Source organism: Vogesella fluminis, from assembly GCF_014652335.1.
Taxonomy (GTDB): Bacteria; Pseudomonadota; Gammaproteobacteria; order Burkholderiales; family Chromobacteriaceae; genus Vogesella; species Vogesella fluminis.
Genome location: NZ_BMYP01000027.1, coordinates 1 through 16,879, shown reverse-complemented (window position 1 = coordinate 16,879; position 16,879 = coordinate 1). Strand labels below are relative to the sequence as shown.

Annotated in this window: 17 protein-coding genes, 1 rRNA gene, 1 other RNA gene and 1 riboswitch; of the genes, 5 read left to right on the top strand and 14 right to left on the bottom strand. The window is 66.9% G+C overall.

Annotated features, from left to right (window positions below):
* Window positions 1–6: 6 nt before the first annotated feature.
* From IE083_RS11030 to IE083_RS11010, 6 genes are all read right to left on the bottom strand, one after another.
* Window positions 7–612 carry a 5-formyltetrahydrofolate cyclo-ligase gene (locus IE083_RS11030; protein WP_189353656.1) on the bottom strand — a complete coding sequence of 202 codons (606 nt, stop codon included), beginning with the start codon at window positions 610–612 and terminating at the stop codon, window positions 7–9.
* A gap of 12 nt (window positions 613–624) precedes the next feature.
* Window positions 625–808, bottom strand: a non-coding RNA gene (gene ssrS / locus IE083_RS16090) — 6S RNA.
* 14 nt (window positions 809–822) lie between these two features.
* Window positions 823–1,137, bottom strand: a complete 315-nt coding sequence (locus IE083_RS11025; RefSeq protein WP_189353655.1) for a cell division protein ZapA — start codon at window positions 1,135–1,137, stop codon at window positions 823–825.
* Window positions 1,134–1,337: a hypothetical protein gene (locus IE083_RS11020; protein ID WP_189353654.1), complete on the bottom strand. Its 204-nt coding sequence runs from the start codon at window positions 1,335–1,337 to the stop codon at window positions 1,134–1,136. Before IE083_RS11020 ends, IE083_RS11025 begins: the two co-directional genes overlap by 4 nt.
* 168 nt (window positions 1,338–1,505) lie before the next feature.
* Window positions 1,506–2,039, bottom strand: coding sequence for a bifunctional adenosylcobinamide kinase/adenosylcobinamide-phosphate guanylyltransferase (gene cobU / locus IE083_RS11015; protein ID WP_189353653.1), 534 nt, complete (start codon window positions 2,037–2,039; stop codon window positions 1,506–1,508).
* A gap of 72 nt (window positions 2,040–2,111) precedes the next feature.
* Entirely contained in the window at window positions 2,112–3,938 is a 1,827-nt protein-coding gene (locus tag IE083_RS11010; RefSeq protein ID WP_189353652.1) for a TonB-dependent receptor domain-containing protein, read from the bottom strand.
* 170 nt (window positions 3,939–4,108) lie between these two features.
* Window positions 4,109–4,318, bottom strand: a riboswitch (cobalamin riboswitch).
* A 117-nt stretch (window positions 4,319–4,435) separates the two neighbouring features.
* On the opposite strand from IE083_RS11010, the gene cobT reads away from it, so the two are divergent.
* The 3 genes from cobT (at window position 4,436) to IE083_RS10995 (ending at window position 7,059) form a co-directional block, all read left to right on the top strand.
* A complete protein-coding gene (gene cobT / locus IE083_RS11005) occupies window positions 4,436–5,464 on the top strand; it encodes a nicotinate-nucleotide--dimethylbenzimidazole phosphoribosyltransferase (RefSeq protein ID WP_189353651.1) in 1,029 nt (342 codons plus the stop codon).
* A gap of 130 nt (window positions 5,465–5,594) precedes the next feature.
* Window positions 5,595–6,203 carry a histidine phosphatase family protein gene (locus tag IE083_RS11000; RefSeq protein ID WP_189353650.1) on the top strand — a complete coding sequence of 203 codons (609 nt, stop codon included), beginning with the start codon at window positions 5,595–5,597 and terminating at the stop codon, window positions 6,201–6,203.
* Between the two features lie 64 nt (window positions 6,204–6,267).
* Window positions 6,268–7,059 carry an adenosylcobinamide-GDP ribazoletransferase gene (locus tag IE083_RS10995; RefSeq protein WP_189353649.1) on the top strand — a complete coding sequence of 264 codons (792 nt, stop codon included), beginning with the start codon at window positions 6,268–6,270 and terminating at the stop codon, window positions 7,057–7,059.
* A 79-nt stretch (window positions 7,060–7,138) separates the two neighbouring features.
* Here IE083_RS10995 and speB read toward each other — a convergent pair whose 3' ends face one another.
* The gene (gene speB, locus IE083_RS10990; protein WP_189353648.1) at window positions 7,139–8,107 is read right to left on the bottom strand and encodes an agmatinase; all 969 of its coding nucleotides are present in this window, start codon (window positions 8,105–8,107) and stop codon (window positions 7,139–7,141) included.
* A 176-nt stretch (window positions 8,108–8,283) separates the two neighbouring features.
* Between speB and IE083_RS10985 the strand changes: the two genes are divergently transcribed.
* Both IE083_RS10985 and IE083_RS10980 read left to right on the top strand, forming a co-directional pair.
* Window positions 8,284–9,390: a YjgN family protein gene (locus IE083_RS10985; RefSeq protein ID WP_189353647.1), complete on the top strand. Its 1,107-nt coding sequence runs from the start codon at window positions 8,284–8,286 to the stop codon at window positions 9,388–9,390.
* On the top strand, window positions 9,384–10,412 hold the full coding sequence (locus tag IE083_RS10980) for a M48 family metallopeptidase (RefSeq protein ID WP_189353646.1): 1,029 nt from the start codon (window positions 9,384–9,386) through the stop codon (window positions 10,410–10,412). Before IE083_RS10985 ends, IE083_RS10980 begins: the two co-directional genes overlap by 7 nt.
* A 143-nt stretch (window positions 10,413–10,555) precedes the next feature.
* Here the strand turns inward: IE083_RS10980 and IE083_RS10975 are convergent, their stop codons facing one another.
* The 7 genes from IE083_RS10975 to rrf all read right to left on the bottom strand — a co-directional run bounded on the left by IE083_RS10975 (window position 10,556) and on the right by rrf (window position 16,749).
* On the bottom strand, window positions 10,556–12,517 hold the full coding sequence (locus IE083_RS10975) for a PhoX family protein (RefSeq protein ID WP_189353645.1): 1,962 nt from the start codon (window positions 12,515–12,517) through the stop codon (window positions 10,556–10,558).
* Window positions 12,518–12,614: 97 nt separating this feature from the next.
* Window positions 12,615–13,421 carry a YoaK family protein gene (locus IE083_RS10970; protein WP_189353644.1) on the bottom strand — a complete coding sequence of 269 codons (807 nt, stop codon included), beginning with the start codon at window positions 13,419–13,421 and terminating at the stop codon, window positions 12,615–12,617.
* A gap of 49 nt (window positions 13,422–13,470) precedes the next feature.
* Window positions 13,471–14,304 carry an SPOR domain-containing protein gene (locus IE083_RS10965; protein ID WP_189353643.1) on the bottom strand — a complete coding sequence of 278 codons (834 nt, stop codon included), beginning with the start codon at window positions 14,302–14,304 and terminating at the stop codon, window positions 13,471–13,473.
* Entirely contained in the window at window positions 14,301–15,017 is a 717-nt protein-coding gene (locus IE083_RS10960) for a type III pantothenate kinase (protein WP_189353642.1), read from the bottom strand. Before IE083_RS10960 ends, IE083_RS10965 begins: the two co-directional genes overlap by 4 nt.
* Window positions 15,014–15,979 (bottom strand): biotin--[acetyl-CoA-carboxylase] ligase, encoded by a 966-nt coding sequence (locus IE083_RS10955; protein ID WP_189353641.1) that lies wholly within the window; start codon window positions 15,977–15,979, stop codon window positions 15,014–15,016. The genes IE083_RS10960 and IE083_RS10955 overlap by 4 nt, the downstream gene beginning before the upstream one ends.
* Entirely contained in the window at window positions 15,976–16,473 is a 498-nt protein-coding gene (rfaE2, locus tag IE083_RS10950) for a D-glycero-beta-D-manno-heptose 1-phosphate adenylyltransferase (RefSeq protein ID WP_189353640.1), read from the bottom strand. The genes IE083_RS10955 and rfaE2 overlap by 4 nt, the downstream gene beginning before the upstream one ends.
* Window positions 16,474–16,635: 162 nt before the next feature.
* Window positions 16,636–16,749, bottom strand: a 5S ribosomal RNA gene (gene rrf / locus IE083_RS10945).
* Between the last annotated feature and the right edge of the window lie 130 nt (window positions 16,750–16,879).

The window sequence follows — 16,879 nt, the reverse complement described above, 5'->3', positions numbered from 1 at the left end:
GCCGGATTACGCCGGTGCCGCCAGGCGCCGGTAACGGATCAGGCCGGACTCGGTCAGCAGATAATCCAGCTGCACGTCCCACGCCTCTTTCGGCACCGCCGCCACCCGCTGGCAGTCGAAGGCGACGCCAACCAGCAACGGCCGCCGCCAGCGGCGAAAGCCGTTGAGATAGGCCAGCGTGGTGTCGTAAAAGCCCCCGCCCTGCCCCATGCGGTAGCCCTGCTCGTCCACCGCCAGCAGCGGCACGAACAGTATCTCCAGATCACGGGCGCGCCAGTTGGCGCCGTCGAATTCCGGAATGCCGTAGCGGTTGTGATACCAGCGCCCGCGCGCATCCAGCACCGAGAACAGCATCTTGCGCCCGCGCAGCGGCAGCGCCGGCAGCGCCACGCGGCAGCCGTGCGCCAGCGCGCGCTCCATCAGTGCGTCCAGCCCCAGCTCCGAGCCGGTGGCGACATAGGCGCCGATGCGGCGGCCATGGCGGAAAAAACGGCGGGCATGACGGCTGATCGCCTTTTCGGCGCGATGGCGTTGTGCGGCAGGAATGGCTTTGCGCGCCAGGCGAATCTCGCGGCGCAAACGCGCCTTGTCAGCGGCAGCAGAGGGGATCATGGGCGGAAGGGGGAGTCCCCCGCGAGAGTCGGTCGGGCCGAATTCGCTTGTACCCTGTTTCCAGGGGGGGTCGCCGGCCAGTAGCTTCGGGCACATCCGCGAAGGGACGCGACACACCTGCTACTCATGCTGACAACCATAAGCGAACGCATTGGTACAAAGGAATTATGGGCCGTCCCGAACACCGCAGGGGATTGAACGGATATTCGTCTAGAACAGGTTTTGCTGGCTCTGGCGTAACGCCTCGTCAGCGGCCTCGCTCATGTGTTGTATTTTACGCCGGATTGTCGCCATCTCCAAGCCGCCATCGCCGACTTTTACCTTCAGCAGGTCGTGGGCGATGTTGAGCGCGGCCATGATCGCGATCTTGTCGGCGTCGACGATGCGGCCGCCGCTCTGGATCGCCTGGATCTTGTCGCCCAGCAGGCGCACCGCCTGCTCCAGCGTGTCGCGCTCTTCCAGCGGCGTGCCGATGGTGAACTGGCGCCCGAGCAGCGTCACATCTACCTGTACGATCTCGCTCATTCGGCATCCTCCTGCGGCAGGCGCGTCATCAGCGCGGCAACGCGGTGGCGGGTTTCCTCCAGCGCGAATTTCATTTCGGCATTTTCCTTCATGGTCTGCGCCAGCACCTCGGCGAAGCGGCCATTCTGGGTTTCCAGCTCGCGGATGCGCGCAACCAGCGCCACCACACGGCCTTCCAGATAATCGAGTTCTTGTTCCATAGCGGCGAGGATAGCCAAGGGTAGTGGGGGCGTCAAACCGGGTCTGCCGCCGTCGCCCGGCACGGGCGCCCGGCGCAGCGACCGCCAAATTTTACGTCCGGCAGCGTACCGGTGTCAGCAAAATATGCTGCCATGCCGCCACAGGCCGGACCCGCCTTGAACAGGTCCTTACGCCGGTGCCTTCAGCACCAAAGGTTGGCCGCACGCCACCAGCGTCACCCGCCGGCACAGCGCGGCGACGTCCTGGTTCAACCGCCCCAGCTCGTCGACGAAGTGGCGGGTCTCGGCGCCGAGCGGCACCACACCCCAGCCGATCTCGTTACTGACCAGCAGCACCGCGGCAGGTGTCGCGGCCACGGCGGCCAGCAGTGCTGCACGTTCGCGCTGCCAGTCGCCGGCCCGGAACCGGCCGTCGGCGTCGAAAAAGCGCATCAGCCACATGCCGAGGCAATCGATCAGCAACAGGCTGCCGGCCGTCCCCTGTGCCGCGATCGGCGCCGCCAGCTCCGGCCCGGCCTCGACCAGTCCCCAGTTCGCCGGGCGGCGTTCACGGTGGTGGGCGATGCGCGCGGCAAAGCTGTCGTCGTCGCGCCGCTCGGCGGTGGCGATGTAGAGAACCGGCCCGCGATGGGCCAGCGCCAGCCGTTCGGCATAGCGGCTCTTGCCGCTGCGGGCGCCGCCGGTGATCAGATGCGTGCTCATGCTCAACTCCTGCCGGAAACCGGAAACGACCGGTCCGGCGGGCGGACCGGCCGTGTCGGCCCGGCAACACGGTTACTGGGCGTAGCGTACGCCGACGAACCAGCCGCGGCGGGACTGGTTGTAGTCTTTTACGGTTTCGTAACGCTTGTCGCCGACATTGCTCAGCCTGGCATTCAGTGTCCACTGTTTGTCCAGCTGGTAATCGGCACCCAGGTTGACCACGCCGTAGCCGGGCAGAAACTCGCTGTTGTCCGCCTTGGCCGGGCGCTTGCCGGCGGCACGCAGCTCGGCGCTCAGCGTGGTGCGGTCCAGCGCCAGGCTGGCGGTGACGCCGCCGTGCAGCTTGCTGCGGTACTGCAGCGTGTTGCCGGTTTTCTCGTCGCGTGCGCGCTGCGAGGTGATGTTGGCCGCAAGACTCACACTGCCCAGCACGGTGCCGGCTTCCAGCGTCTGGCCGATGATGCGGGCCTTGTCGACGTTGTCGACGCTGGAGTAGTCGCTCTTCAAGGCAATCAGGTTGTCGATACGGTTATCGAACGCGGTGAACTTCACGCTATGCGCCTGCTGGCGCCACTGCACCGACAGTTCGCGGTTGCGCGCTTCTTCCGGCTTCAGGTTGGGATTGCCCTGGTAGCCGAATGCCAGCGGCCAGTACAGGTCGTTGAAAGTCGGCGCCCTGAAGGCGGTGCCATAACCGGCACGCAGCAGCCAGCCGGCAGCCGGCACGAAGCCGTAGCCGAGCTGGCCGGTGGTGTGGCCGCCAAACTGCGAGTTGTCGTCGTGACGCATGCTACCTTGCAGCCGGTGGGCACCAAATTCGCCCTGATAGCCGGCATAGGCGGCATTCACGCTACGGCGGGTCCGGCTGTAGGCGGTGCTGCCGAGTACGTGCTGCTCGGTATTGACCAGCCCCAGCGCCAGCTGGCCGGCGGCAGCCAGATTCAGGTCATTCTGCCACTGCCATTCGTTCTGGCGGGTTTCAAACAGGCTGCTGGCGGTCGCGAAGTTGCCGTTGGTGTAGTTCAGCGACTTGTCGGTGCTGTAGCTGTAACGCAGGCTGCTGTTCCAGCGTTCGCCGAGGCGGTTTTTCAGCTCCAGGCTCTGGCCGGCCAGGCGGGACTTGCTTTCATCCTGTTTCTTGGACGACTGATCGTACTCGTTGCGGTTTTCCGACTGGAAGGCGGTCAGGTTCAGGCTGTGGCCGGTAGCCAGTTCGTGCTGCACGCTGGCGGTGTAGGTGGTGTTCTCGTAGCCGTCACGGTCCGGGTTGTAGCTGGACAGCCGGTTGCTGCGCGCCGAGATGCCGTCGGTCCGGTTATGGTTGAACGCAAGGTTGAAGGCGGTGCTGCCGGCCTTGCCGGCGATACCGGCGCCGAACACGCGCTTGCCTTCGGCGCCGACACCCACGTTGGCCGACAGTGCCGGTGTGCCGCTGCCGCGTTTGGTAAAGATCTGCACCACACCGCCCAGGGCGTCGGCGCCGTACAGGCTGGAGGCCGGGCCGCGCAGGATCTCGATGCGCTCGATGGCGTCCAGGTTCAGGTTTTCCAGTGCGGTGCTGCCGGCCGTGGCCGATATCACGCGCATGCCGTCGATCAGTACCACGGTCTGCTTGGCGCTGGCGCCGCGCAGCATCAGGCTGCTGCTCTTGCCCTCGCCGCCATTGCTGTAGAACTCGACACCGGCTTCGCGGCTGAGCAGTTCGGTAATGGTGAGGCTGCCGGACTGGGCGATTTCCTCGCGGCCGAGCACGGTAACATCGGACAGCACCTTGGCCACCGGCGTGGCGGTGCGGGTGGCGGTGACCACCACTTCATCCAGGGTAACGGGATTGCCGGCCAAGGCGGCCTGGGCACAAGCCAGCGCCACCAGCGCGGCCAGGGGTTTGTTTTTGAACATGAATGCACACTCCGGGGTGAGATAAAGGGAGTGCGGAGAAAATAAGGACATACACCGGCCATTGCGGCCAACGTTCTGTCGGATCGCCTCCCCGCGATGCTCCAGCACGACGCGATTCCGCCGCGTCGCTGCACCCGGCGGGACCGGGGTGTCGCTGACACGCTTCCGGCCGCACGGGCACGCTGCAGGCCGGTCTCCGGGCTCGGCCTTGCGGGGCAACGCCTTCCCGTCCGTGGCGGACAGTGGCGGTTGTTGCTCCTCGATCGCGCCGGGCGCGATCAGGCCTTACCGTTGCGGGGGCAGCGCCGGTCTTGCACCGGCTTCCCGTTTCACCCGCCATATTTCGGACACTGGCGGGCACCTGCAGGGGCGCAATTATACCCGCAGCCGCCGCTGCCCGCCTATCATGGCGGCAATTTGCTTATTCCCGTACAAGACGGTTGCCAGCATGGCCGCCGCTGCCGTAAGGTCTGTCCCATTTGACCCGAGAAACCCCCATGTCCCGCATTCCGACCCCCGATTTGTCTGCACTGGCCGCAGCACAGGCCCGCCAGCAACAACTGACCAAACCCGCCGGCAGCCTCGGCCAGATGGAAGACCTGGCCTGCCGGCTGGCCGCGCTGCAGGGGCGCGAGGTGCCGCTGCCGCTGACGCCGGCGATCACCGTATTTGCCGGCGATCACGGCGTCTGCGCCGAGGGGGTGTCGGCCTTCCCGCAGGAGGTCACCGGCGCGATGGTGGCCAATTTCGTGCACGGCGGCGCGGCGATCAGCGTGCTGGCACGCGTCAACCAGGCACGGCTGGAGGTGGTCGATGCCGGCGTGGCGGCCAGCCTTGACGGCCTGCCCATTGTGCACGCCAAGGTGCGCGCCGGCAGCGGCAACATCCGCCGCGAGGCCGCCATGAGTGCCGCTGAAGTGCAACAAGCGCTCGACGTTGGCCGCAACGCGGCACGGCGCGCCATCGCCAGCGGCGCCACGCTGCTGATCGCCGGCGACATGGGCATCGGCAACACCACGCCGTCGGCGGCACTGATCTGCCGCCTGGGCAAGTACAGCCCGGAGGCCATCGTCGGGCGCGGCACCGGCATCGACGATGCCGGCCTGGCGCTGAAGCGGCAGGTGGTAGCCGATGCGCTGGCGCGGGTGGCAGCCGGCCTGGACGGCTGCGGCGTGCTGGCGGAACTCGGCGGGCTGGAAATCGCCGCCATGGCCGGCTTCTACCTGGAAGGCGCGGCACAGGGCGTGCCGCTGCTGCTGGACGGCTTTATCAGTACCGCCGCCGCGCTGGCGGCGCAGGCCATCGATCCGGCGATCACGCCGTGGTTCATCGCCAGCCACTGCTCGCAGGAAACCGGCCACCAGCTGGCACTGGCGGCGCTGGGGCTGACACCGCTGATCGACCTCGGTTTCCGCCTTGGCGAAGGCTCCGGTGCGGCGGCGGCAATCCCGCTGCTGCAACAGGCGATCGCGCTGCACGCCGGCATGGCCACCTTTGCCGAGGCCGGGGTGGCCGGGAAAAACTGATTGTTTTCAGCCACGGAAAGACACGGAAAACACGGAACAAACCCGCGCCTTGCGGCCAACCTTGCCGCACACCCGCCCTTTTCCGTGCCTTCTGTGTGCTTCCGTGGCTAATCAAAAAATGGCTCCGCTCATGAATCCCTACACCCTCACCCTGCTGCGCCACGGCGACATCGACCACCAGGGGCGGCTGATCGGCCACACCGACCTGCCGCTGACCGAGCACGGCGCCGCCGACATGGCCGCCAGCTGGCAACTCATCCAGCGCCATGCCCCGGTAACCAGCATGGCCACCTCGCCGCTCATGCGCTGCCGCGAATTTGCGGTGCAGCAGGCACTGGCCAGCGGCGTACCGCTGCACGTGGCGCCGTTGCTGGGCGAATGCCATTTCGGGGCCTGGGAAAACCAGCCACTGGCTGACATCGCCGCCACCACGCCGGACTGGCAGACGCTGCTGGCACGCGGGCTGCTGACGCCGGAAGGCGGCGAATCATTCGATGCCTTCCGCACCCGGGTGCTGACCGGCTTTGCCGGCTGGATGCAGCAGGCGCGCGGCAGCCACCGCGTGCTGGTCAGCCACGGTGGCGTGATCAACGTGCTGCTGGCCGAGTTGCTGGGCACCGACTTCAACGTCGCACGGCTGATGGCGGTACCGCGCGGCGGCTTCGCGCAGCTGTCCATCCTCGACGGTCATCCGGCCTACCTCACCCGGCTGCAAGCCGCAGACCACAACAGCCGCTGAGTTATCCACAGTTTCGCCGGTTTTTGAAAGTTATCCACAATGCTTCTCCTCCCGTGACCCGACCATGCGCTCACTGATCCTTGCCGTGCAGTTCCTCACCCGTCTGCCCACGCCGCAGCTGAAAGACTTTGATCCGGCGTGGCTGGCCGACGCCGCGCGCTGGTTCGCGCCGGTCGGTCTGCTGGTCGGTGCCGTGCTGTGGCTGACCGTGACGGCCGGCAGCCTGCTCGATCCGTGGCTGGGCGCGCTGCTGGGCCTGCTGGCCTGGCTGTGGGTCACCGGTGGCCTGCATCTGGACGGCCTTGCCGACCTGGCCGATGCGCAGGGCGCGGCACACCGTTCGCGCGAACGCTTCCTGGAAGTGCTGAAAGACCCGCACCTGGGCAGCTTCGGCGTGATGAGCATGGCCACGCAGCTACTGACCAAGCTGGTGCTGCTGATGCTGGTGGTGAAGTTTTATTCCCCGGATGCGCCGATTTCCCCGGCTGCGCTGCGCTTATCCGGGCCACCAAGCGGCTTACCCACGTTGGCCGCAGGGCTGGTGCCGCTGCTGCTGGTGCCGGCCTGGGCGCGGCTGTTTACCGTGGCGTGGTCGGCCACCCTGCCCAGCCTGGCGCCGGGCAGCGGCGAACGCTTCGCCTGGCGCCCGCACTGGCCGTCGTTCTGGTTGAACGCCGCGCTGCTGGCTGCGGCCTCGTACTGGCTGGCGCCGGCGCTGCTGCTGGCACCGCTGGCCGGGCTGTGGTGGTGGGCATACCTGAAAAGGAAACTGGGCGGCATGACCGGCGACTGCCTCGGCGCCGGCATCGAGCTGTGCGAGAGCCTGCTGTTGCTGCTGTTGCTGATCCCGCACTGAAACCGCCATAAAAAACCGCGCCCTGTCTGCACAGGGCGCGGTTTTCGCTTGCGGCCAACCTTGGCCGCAAGGCAGCGGCTTACAGCGTGCCGGCCACCTTCTTGTTGCGCATCAGGCACAGCATGTCACAGGCGATGTGCGCGGCGGCGATGGCGGTGATTTCACTCTGGTCGTAGCTCGGCGCCACTTCCACCACGTCCATGCCGACGATGTTCAGATCGCCCAGGTTGCGGATGATCTTCAGCGCCTGTGCGGTGGTGAGGCCGCCCGGTACCGGGGTGCCGGTGCCCGGCGCAAATGCCGGGTCCAGGCAGTCGATGTCGAAGGTCACGTACACCGGCGCGTCGCCGATGGTGTTCTTGATCTCGGCGATGGTGGCATCGACGCCGTTGTCGTGCACCCACGGCGCGCCCAGTACCTTCAGGCCCATGAAATCGTCGTTCCAGGTGCGGATGCCGACCTGTACCGATTTGGCCGGGTCGATCAGGCCTTCCTTCACCGCCTTGTAGAACATGGTGCCGTGGTTGAGCGAATCCGGCTCGTCGTCCGGCCAGGTATCGCAATGCGCGTCGAAGTGCAATAATGCCAATGGCTTACCATATTTCTCGGCGTGCGCGATCAACAGCGGGTAGGTGACGAAGTGGTCGCCGCCGAAGGTCAGCATCCTGGCGCCGGAGGCGAGGATGGTGCGCGCGTGTTCGACGATGGACGGCTTGATGGTCAGCGGGTTGTGCGCGTCGAACCAGCAGTCGCCGTAGTCGATCACCGCCAGGTCGTCGAACGGGTCGAAGCCCCACGGGTAGGGCTTCAGCTCGGCCAGCTGCACGCTGGCGGCACGGATGGCCTGCGGCCCCTGGCGCGCGCCGGAACGGAAGGTGACGGACAGGTCCAGCGGAATGCCGGACACCACCACGTCCGCGCCTTCCAGGTTGCGCGTGTAGTTGCGGCGCATGAAGGACAGCACGCCGGCGTAGGTATTTTCGATGGAGGAGCCGTACAGGCTCTGGCGGCGAATGGCGCCGTCGCCCTTGATTTGATCGTCAGACATGTTCGCTCCGCAAAAAGAGCACGCCGCAGCGACGCGCCACGACGATTACCGTCCATCTGTACAGCCGACGGTTTGAGGCTGGCGCACCCCGCGGTGCGCAGCGCGCAGTGTGCCGCGTGTCCGCAACCAGAGCAAGTTTTGCCGTGGAATTAACCACTTAGCGAGAAAGGTTCTCAATGAATCAAGACCAGCATCACCCGGCCCCGCCAGGCGGCAAATACGTGCTGTCGTTTGCCTTCACCGCCACCACGCGCGCGTATTACCGGCTGTGGCTGGTCAATATGGTGCTCACCATCGTCACGCTGGGGATTTACTCGGCGTGGGCGAAAGTCCGCACGCAGAAATACCTGCTCGGCCACACCACGCTGGATGGCGGGCGCTTTGATTACCACGGCAAACCGATCGCCATCCTGAAGGGCCGCCTCATCATGCTGCTGGCGCTGGCGGCGTGGACGTTTTCCGAAAGCCTGCCGCTGCTGCACGCGGCCATCGCGCTGCTGGCCATTGCCGCCGCGCCGTGGCTGGGGGTGCAGGCGCTGCGTTTCCGGCTGGCCAATACCAGTTGGAACCAGATGCGCTTCCATTTCAGCGGCAGCAGCGCCGACAGCTACAAGGCCTTTGCCAAAAGCTGGGCGCTGCTGATCCTGAGCCTCGGTCTGGCGTGGCCGTGGGCGACGCAGATCAAGCAGCGTTTTATCACCGGACACAGCACGCTGGGGCAGGCAAGGCTGCAGCTGCAACCCTGCACGGGCGCGCTCTATCGCGCGGCGCTGGGGACAGCGTTGGCCGCAGTCTGCTATCTGCTGGGTACCGGCATGATCGGCGGCATGATCTGGCAGGCGGCCACACTCAGCGGCCTGGCACACGGCATCGCCGTCCAGTTTGGCGAGGCGGCGCTGACGCAGCTGGATATCGTCTTCTTCGCCATGACGTCTGCGCTCTGGGTGATGGCCACGCTGGCTTATGCGCGCATGGCGATCAGCCGTGTGCTGATCAACCACACCACGCTGCAACTGGCGGCACTGGAAGCGTGCCTGGTCTGGTCGCTGCCCACCCGCCAGATGCTGGGACTGCACTTTTCTAACATGCTGGCCTTGCTGCTCAGCCTGGGGCTGGCATGGCCGTGGATACGCATCCGCACCCTCCGCCTTCAGTTGCAGCCGCTGTCCCTGCGCAGCAGCAGCGACCTGTCGGCACTGCCGCTATACACCCCGGACAACCGGCTGGACGACGCCCGTGGCGACGAGCTGGCCGAGCTGATGGCGCTGGATCTGGGATGGTGACGATCAAGGCCTTGTGGCGCGATGGCAAGACGCCGCAGGTGCAGGTGGCCAACGTTGGCCGCAGCGGCGACGAGCTGCTGCTGCTGCGCGATGGCGTGCAATACCGCTATCGCCTGGCCGATCTCCGGCTGGAAGCCGGCGTCGCCGATCTGCCGGACACGCTGCAGCTGCCGGATGGCGGCACGCTGGAAATAGCCGACCGCATCGCCATCCGCCGCCTGATCGGCGGGCTGTCCTGGGGCGACCGCAGCGGCCACTGGCTGCAACAAAGCTGGCGCGCGCTGGCCGGACTGGCGCTGCTGGCCATCGCGGTCCTGTGGCTGGGCTATCGCCACTTGCTGCCGCTGGCCGCCGGGGCGCTGGCACCGCTGGTGCCGGTAGCGGTAGAGCAGACGCTGGCGGACAGCACCCTGCAGTGGCTGGACCAGAGCGGTGCCACCGGCCCCAGCCGCCACGGCGAGGCCCGGCGCGCACAGCTGCAGCAACAGCTGCAGACACTGCTGCCCGGCAGCCGCTACCGCTACCGCCTGCTGCTGCGCGACACCGCCGCCATCGGCCCCAATGCCTTTGCCCTGCCCGGCGGCACCATCATCGTCACCGACCAGTTGCTGGCACTGATCCGGCACGATGACGAACTGCTGGCCATCCTCGCGCACGAGGCCGGACACATCGAAGCGCGGCACGGCCTGCGCAGCGCACTGCAATCATCCGGCCTGCTGCTGGCTCTGAGCCTGATCACCGGCGATGCCAGCAGCGTGCTGCTGGTGCTGCCGGTCTCGCTGGCCAATGCCGACTATTCGCGCGAGCACGAGCGCGAGGCCGACCGCTTTGCCTACGCCCGCCTGCGGGAGCACGGCCTGTCGCCCTGCCTGCTGGGCCAGGCGCTGGTGCGTATCGAGACCGACATCGCACACCGGCACGGCGACGCGGCGGTCAGCGACGGCAGCTGGTTTGCCAGCCACCCGGCCACCGCCGAGCGCAGCCGGCCGGATGGCGTACGCTGCCCACCGCTACCGGACTGAACACCCCGCGCCTGGCGAGCAGGCTTACGGAGGCAAGAACCTGTTCAAGGTCTTTTTGCAGCTGCGGCCAACGTTGGCCGCAAAAAAAAACGGCCCCGCATCGCTGCGGGGCCGTTGCCTTGGCGTCAGGAGAGCGGGGGTGATCAGCTGCCGATCACACCGCCGTTCAGCTTGCGCACCACCACCGTGCCGGCGCGCGGGCGGCCGGCGTTCGGGCCGTCCGGCCAGGTCGAAACCGCAGTCGGCTTGGCCGGGTCGTTGCGCTCGGAGTCCGGCTCGCCCGGGTGCTGGATGTTGACGAACATGGTCTTGTTGTCCGGAGTGAAGGCGAGGCCGGTGATCTCGCAGCCGTGCGGGCCGGTCAGGAAGCGGCGGAACTCGCCGGACTCCGGCACCACCGCCACCATCTGGTTGTTGCCCATGCCCTTGTATTCCTTCATGTTCACCGTGGAGGTGGACACGTCGGTCTGCACCCACAGCACGCCGTTGTGGTCGAAGGTCAGGCCGTCCGGGCTGCCGAAGACATCGCCCTTGATATTGCCGACGTGCTCCTGCTTGTCGGCATCCGGGCGACCGGCCAGCACGAAAATGTCCCACTTGAAGGCGGTGGCGGCGGCGTCGCCACCCTGCTCATGCCAGCGGATGATGTGGCCGAACAGGTTCTTGTTGCGCGGGTTGGCCGCATCGATACCCGGCTTGCCGTCCTTGCCGCGGTCGGAATTGTTGGTCAGCGTGCAGTACACCTCGCCGGGCACGCGCGGGTTGACGGCGACCCATTCCGGGCGGTCCATCTTGGTGGCGCCGAGTTTGTCGGCAGCCATGCGCGCCATGATCACCACCTCGCCCTGGTCGGCAAAGCCATTGTCGGCGGTCAGGCCGTTCTGGCCGTGCACCAGCGGCAGCCACTGGCCGGCGCCGTCGGCGTCGAAGCGTGCGACATAGAGCGTGCCCTCCGACAGCAGGCCCATATTGGCCTTGCGGTTCTTGGCGTTGTACTTGTTCCTGGACACGAACTTGTAGATGTACTCGAAGCGCTGGTCGTCACCCATGTACACCACGGCGTGGCCGGACGGGGCGATGGTCACGGTGGCGCCTTCGTGCTTGATGCGGCCGAGCGCAGTGTGCTTGACCGGCTTGGACGCCGGGTCGAACGGGTCGATCTCCACCACCCAGCCGAAGCGGTTGGCCTCGTTCGGGTTCAGCTGCAGGTCGAAGCGGAAGTCTTCCTTCGCCCAGTTGTAACCGGCGCCCTTGTTGTTGATGCCGTAGCGCTTCTCGTTGGCGGACAGGGTGCCGGAGTCGTTGACGAAGTAGCCGTCCCAGTTTTCCTCGCAGGTGAGGTAGGTGCCCCACGGCGTCTGGCCGTTGGCGCAGTTGTTGAGCGTGCCGAGGATCTCGACGCCTTGCGGGTCGGCCTCGGTGCGCATCAGCTTGTGGCCGCGCGCCGGGCCGCTGATCGTCATCGGGGTGTTGACGTGAATGCGGCGCGCGTACTTGGACGGCCGTACCACCTGCCAGCCCTTGCCGGTGGCTTCCACTTCGATGACGGACACGCCGTGCGCGTGCTGCGATTTCAGCACCTTGTCGCCAGTCCAAGGCTTCATGCCGCCGACGTGCAGCAGGCCGTCATCGGTGTACTCGTGGTTCATCGCCAGCAGGCCGTGCTTGGAGCCGGTGGCGGCCAGCGGCAGCGGGAAGTAGCTCATGCCGTCGTGGTGCATGCCGGCCTGTACTGCCTGCTCGGCGGCGGTATTGGACGCATCCTGCCTGAAAGCCGGCATCTTGCCGGCAATACCCACCGGGTCGCCCCAGGCGTACAGCACGTCGGCGCTGTAGCCTTCCGGCACCACCACCTTGTCTTCAAAACCGAACGGCACCGGCTTGAAGCCCAGCTGCGGCGCCTTCTTGGCAAACGGCACGCTGGCGGCTTCGGCCAGGGTGGCGAAGCTGCCCGACAGCACGCCGGCGATGCCAAGGGCACTGCCGCCCTGCAGCAGGCCGCGGCGGGAGAAGCGGGCTTCCAGCACTTCGGACAGTGCCGGATTGGCACAGGTATTGGTGGTGTCGTCGACACCGTGATGCTTGAACTTGTAGCTGTCGGACATGATAAACCTCGTGGCGGCATGCGTTTGTAGACCGCGCCTACCTTAAGGCAGCTCCGTGACAGACAGATCACGCCAGCATGTCATTTTGGTGACGGATTCATGTTCTGTCATGCTGCATCGTGCCGCGGCTGTTGCGCCACCAGCGCCAGCGCAGGCGCAGGTCGTACCACAGCGGGCGCAGGCCGAGACCGAACAGGAACAGCGCCAGCGGCACGCTGAAGCCGTAGCCGAGGTAGCTGAAGCCGAGCGCGCCGACCAGGCCGCCGACAAAGAAGGCGCCGAGGATCAGCAGGTAGATCTGCAGCCGTTCGCGGTTGGCGTGCACCTGCGCCACCTTGCTGTTGCGGTCGCGGTTGACGTAGCTGGCGCGGGCCAGCTCGATGCCGATGTCGGTGGCGATGCCGGTCATGTGGGTGGAGCGCAACAGGCCGCCGGACAGCTTGGTGACGATGGTGTTGTGCATGCCCATGATGAAGCACAGCAGCAGTACGATGGGCGGCGCGAAGAAACCAGGCGCGATCGCCAGCGCGGCGCCGGACACGCCGAACAGCAGCAGCAACAGCGACTCCTCGATCAGCGACACGCCGTAGCCACTGCGCAGGCGCTGCCGCCGCGCCCAGTTGATCAGCCACGCGGCGTGGGCGGCGCCGGCGATGAAGGCCAGCAGCGCGGCCAGTGCGGCCAACGTTGCCGACACGTCGCCCAGTACCAGATGGTCCGCCATCGACGACACCACGCCGGAGACGTGCGAGGTGTAGCGCTGCACCGCGAGAAAGCCGCCGGCATTGAGCGCGCCGGCGATGAAGGCCATCGCGCCGCCCAGCAGCCAGGTCAGCGGTTCGCGGTACAGGCTGCGGGTGGCGACGCGCTGGTCCAGCAGCCGGGAAAAGTGTTGTCGATGCATGGCGGGCCAAAGAAAAAGGCAGACCGCACGGTCTGCCTCGGGTTCGCGATCAGCTGCAGGCGCGCAGCGGGATGCCGGGCAACAGCCGTTGCTGCAGCACGCGCAGTTTGTCGGCCTGGGCCGCGTCCAGCGCGCGGAAACTGAGGGTGGTGAGCTGGCTGCGCTCGCTGCGGGCATCGACCCTGGCCTTGTCGTAGCCGGCGGCCTTCAGCCGCGCCACCAGCGCCTGCGCCGCCGCCTCTTTCGAGAACAGGCCCAGCGACAGGTGGCCGCTGAACTCGCCCTCGGTCTTGACGATGTAGCTGTCGAAGCCCTTGCCCTTCAGCTCGGCCACCAGTGTCTGCGTTTCCGCCTTGGTCGCCAGCGGCGGGTAGAACACCCACACCCGGCCGGAGCCGCGCGCTTCTTCCTTGACGCTGCTTTGCGGCGCGGTGGCCAGCTTCAGCGCCGGCAGGCCGCCCTGCACCCGAGCCAGCTGCTTGGCGTCCAGCGCACCCCAGGCCAGGCACTGCCCGGCCACCGGCTTGGTCTCCGGTGTTGGCTTGAGCTCGATCTTGGCCACTGTCGGCGTGTCGGCCTTCAGCGGCGCCACCGGTTTCTGTATGGCCGGCTTCTGTGCTGATGGCTGACTGGCAAGCGTTGTCGGCAGTGCCGCCGCCGGGGTGGCGACACTGGCGTCGAGGTTGTCAGGCAGCGCGGTGACGGCACTGGCTTCCGGCTGCGCCACCGGTGCGGACGCCGGACGCCAGCCGGCCGGCAGGATGGTCAGCTGCGCGGCATTGATGTCCTGCGCGCCGATGTCGGCGGCCGGTTTCTGCTTCAGCACGCCATAGAGGCCGACCAGCACGTTCAGTACCACCACGATTACGAGAAACCACTTCATGAGCCGTCTGCCACGCTTGCTAATCCATAGAGGACCAGATTATCCACCATCCGCGCATCCGGCGGGAGGTGCGGCCGCAACAAAGCGGCGTCGCCGCCGGTGAGCAGCAGCAGCGGCACACGGCCAGTGTGTGCGGCCAACCTTTGCTGCAGGCGCTGCATCGCGCCGCACAACGCGTCGATGGCGCCGGAGGCCAGCGCATCCTCGGTGCCCTGCGGGAAGGCGCAGGCCTGGCCGGCGGCACGGTCGAGATTGGCGGTATTCTGCGCCAGGCTGGCCAGCATCAGCCGGTAGCCGGGCAGGATCAGGCCGCCGAGATAGTCGCCCTCGGCAGTCAGCGCCTCCACCGTCAGCGCGGTGCCGGCGCTGGCGATCACCACGTCCTGCGCCGGATAGCACTGGCGCGCGCCCAGCACCGCCAGCCAGCGATCGGCGCCCTGCTCCGCGACATTGCGATAGTGATTGCGCACTCCGAATGCCGCCGCCTGCGCGCGCTGCCACTGTACCGGCAGCGGCGCCGCCGCTTCGATCGCCTGCCGCACCGCCGCGTGCGCCACGCTGGCAGCCAGCACCGCGTCCAGCGACAACGCCGCCCACGGCGCGGCCAGGCTGGCGATGTCGGCGTGCGCCACCGCGCCCTGCTGCCGCAGCTGGCGGCCGTCCCACAGCGCCCACTTGACGCGGGTGTTGCCGGCGTCGATCAGCAGCTTCATGGCGCCGCCCGCAGGCTGACTTCGCCGACATGGAACACGCGGCGACCAGCGGTGCCATCGACCAGCAGCGCGCCGCTGTCGTCGACGCCGACGGCGCTGCCGTCGACCGGCTCGCCGTGACTGAAGCTGAGGCGCACCGGCTGGCCGATGAAGGCCGCCAGCTGGTGCCACTCGTCGCGGAAGGCGGCAAAGCCGTCGCGGTCGAACTGCGCCAGTACCTCGGCCAGCTGGTTGAGCAGCGCCGCCAGCAAGGCATTGCGGCCAACCTTGCAGCCGGCGTCGGCGAGATCGGCCACCGGCTGGTCCACCTCGCCCGGCGAGGCCACGTTGAGGCCGATGCCGATCACCACCGCCGCCGGCCCCAGCGCATCGCCGGACAATTCGATCAGGATGCCGGCCAGCTTGCGGCCGTCGAGCAGCACGTCGTTCGGCCATTTCAGCGCCACCGGCACGCCGAACTCGCGCAAGGCGCGCACGATGGCGATGCCGACCACCAGCGACAGCCCGGCGAGGCCGGACAGGCCGCGATCAAAGCGCCACAGCAGCGAGAAGGTCAGGCCGGCACCAAGCCGCATCTGCCAGCGCCGCCCCAGGCGGCCGCGACCGGCGGTCTGCCGCTCCGCCGCCAGCACCAGGCCGTGCGGCGCGCCCTGCGCCGCGCGCGTGGTGAGCTGGGTATTGGAGGAGTCGATCTCGTCGGCCAGCGCCAGCGTGAACACGTTGGCCGCACGCTCGTCCAGCCCGGCGCGCACCGAGGTCACATCCAGCAGCGCAAACGGCGCCGGCAGACGGTAGCCCTGACCGCGCACGCTGAACACGGTGAGACCGAATTCGTTCTCCAGATGGTGCACCGCCTGCCACACCAGGGTGCGCGAACAGCCCAGCTGCTGCGCCATCGCCTCGCCGGAGTGGAAACGGCCGTCAGCCAGAGTCCGTAACACCGAAAACGCCAGGTCTTTCATTGGCCGTCCACGGTCCGGATTTTCCTGATGGTGGCGGTAGTCGAGGTATCGAACAGGAAGGGAATGGAGTGCACCTCGCCGCCGCGGGCCAGCGTTTCGGCACTGCCGACGATATTAGCCACCGTCCAGTCACCACCCTTGACCAGCACATCCGGCTGTACCAGGTCGATCAAATCAGCCGGGGTATCGCTGTCAAACCAGGTCACCAGGCTGACGCTTTCCAGTGCCGCCAGCACCGCGGCGCGGTTCAACTCGTTGTTGATCGGGCGGTCATCGCCCTTGCCCTGCCGCTTTACCGAGGCGTCGGTATTCAGCCCCACGATCAGGCTGCCGCCCAGCGCCCGCGCCTGTGCCAGATAGGTCACGTGGCCGCGATGCAGGATGTCGAAACAGCCATTGGTAAACACGATCGGGCGCGGCAGTGCGGCCAACCTTGCGGCCAGTTGCGCAGGCGGACAGATCTTTTCTTCAAACTGCGGAGTCGGGTAAGCCATGTGTTTCCTTTGCTGCGGCCACGACGACACGCGGCACAATACGATAAGCGGCAAGGATACCATTGCCGCCACGCTTGCCGCAGCGCCAATGCCATGCAAAAAGCCCGGACACGGGGTCCGGGCTTTTTGTCTGCTGCGGAATATTCCGCAGCGCTAATGGGGCTCTGGCAATGTCCTACTTTCACACCCGTAATGGGCACTATCATCGGCGCTAAAGTATTTCACGGTCCTGTTCGGTATGGGAAGGCGTGGGACTACTTCGCTATGGTCACCAGAAAAACTGGTCGTTTACCGGCATCCTGCGGGTAAACCAATGCCTCGACCATCAGGTCAGGGCATCTGAATGGGGCGTCTGGCAGTGTCCTACTTTCACACCCGAACGGGCACTATCATCGGCGCTAAGGCG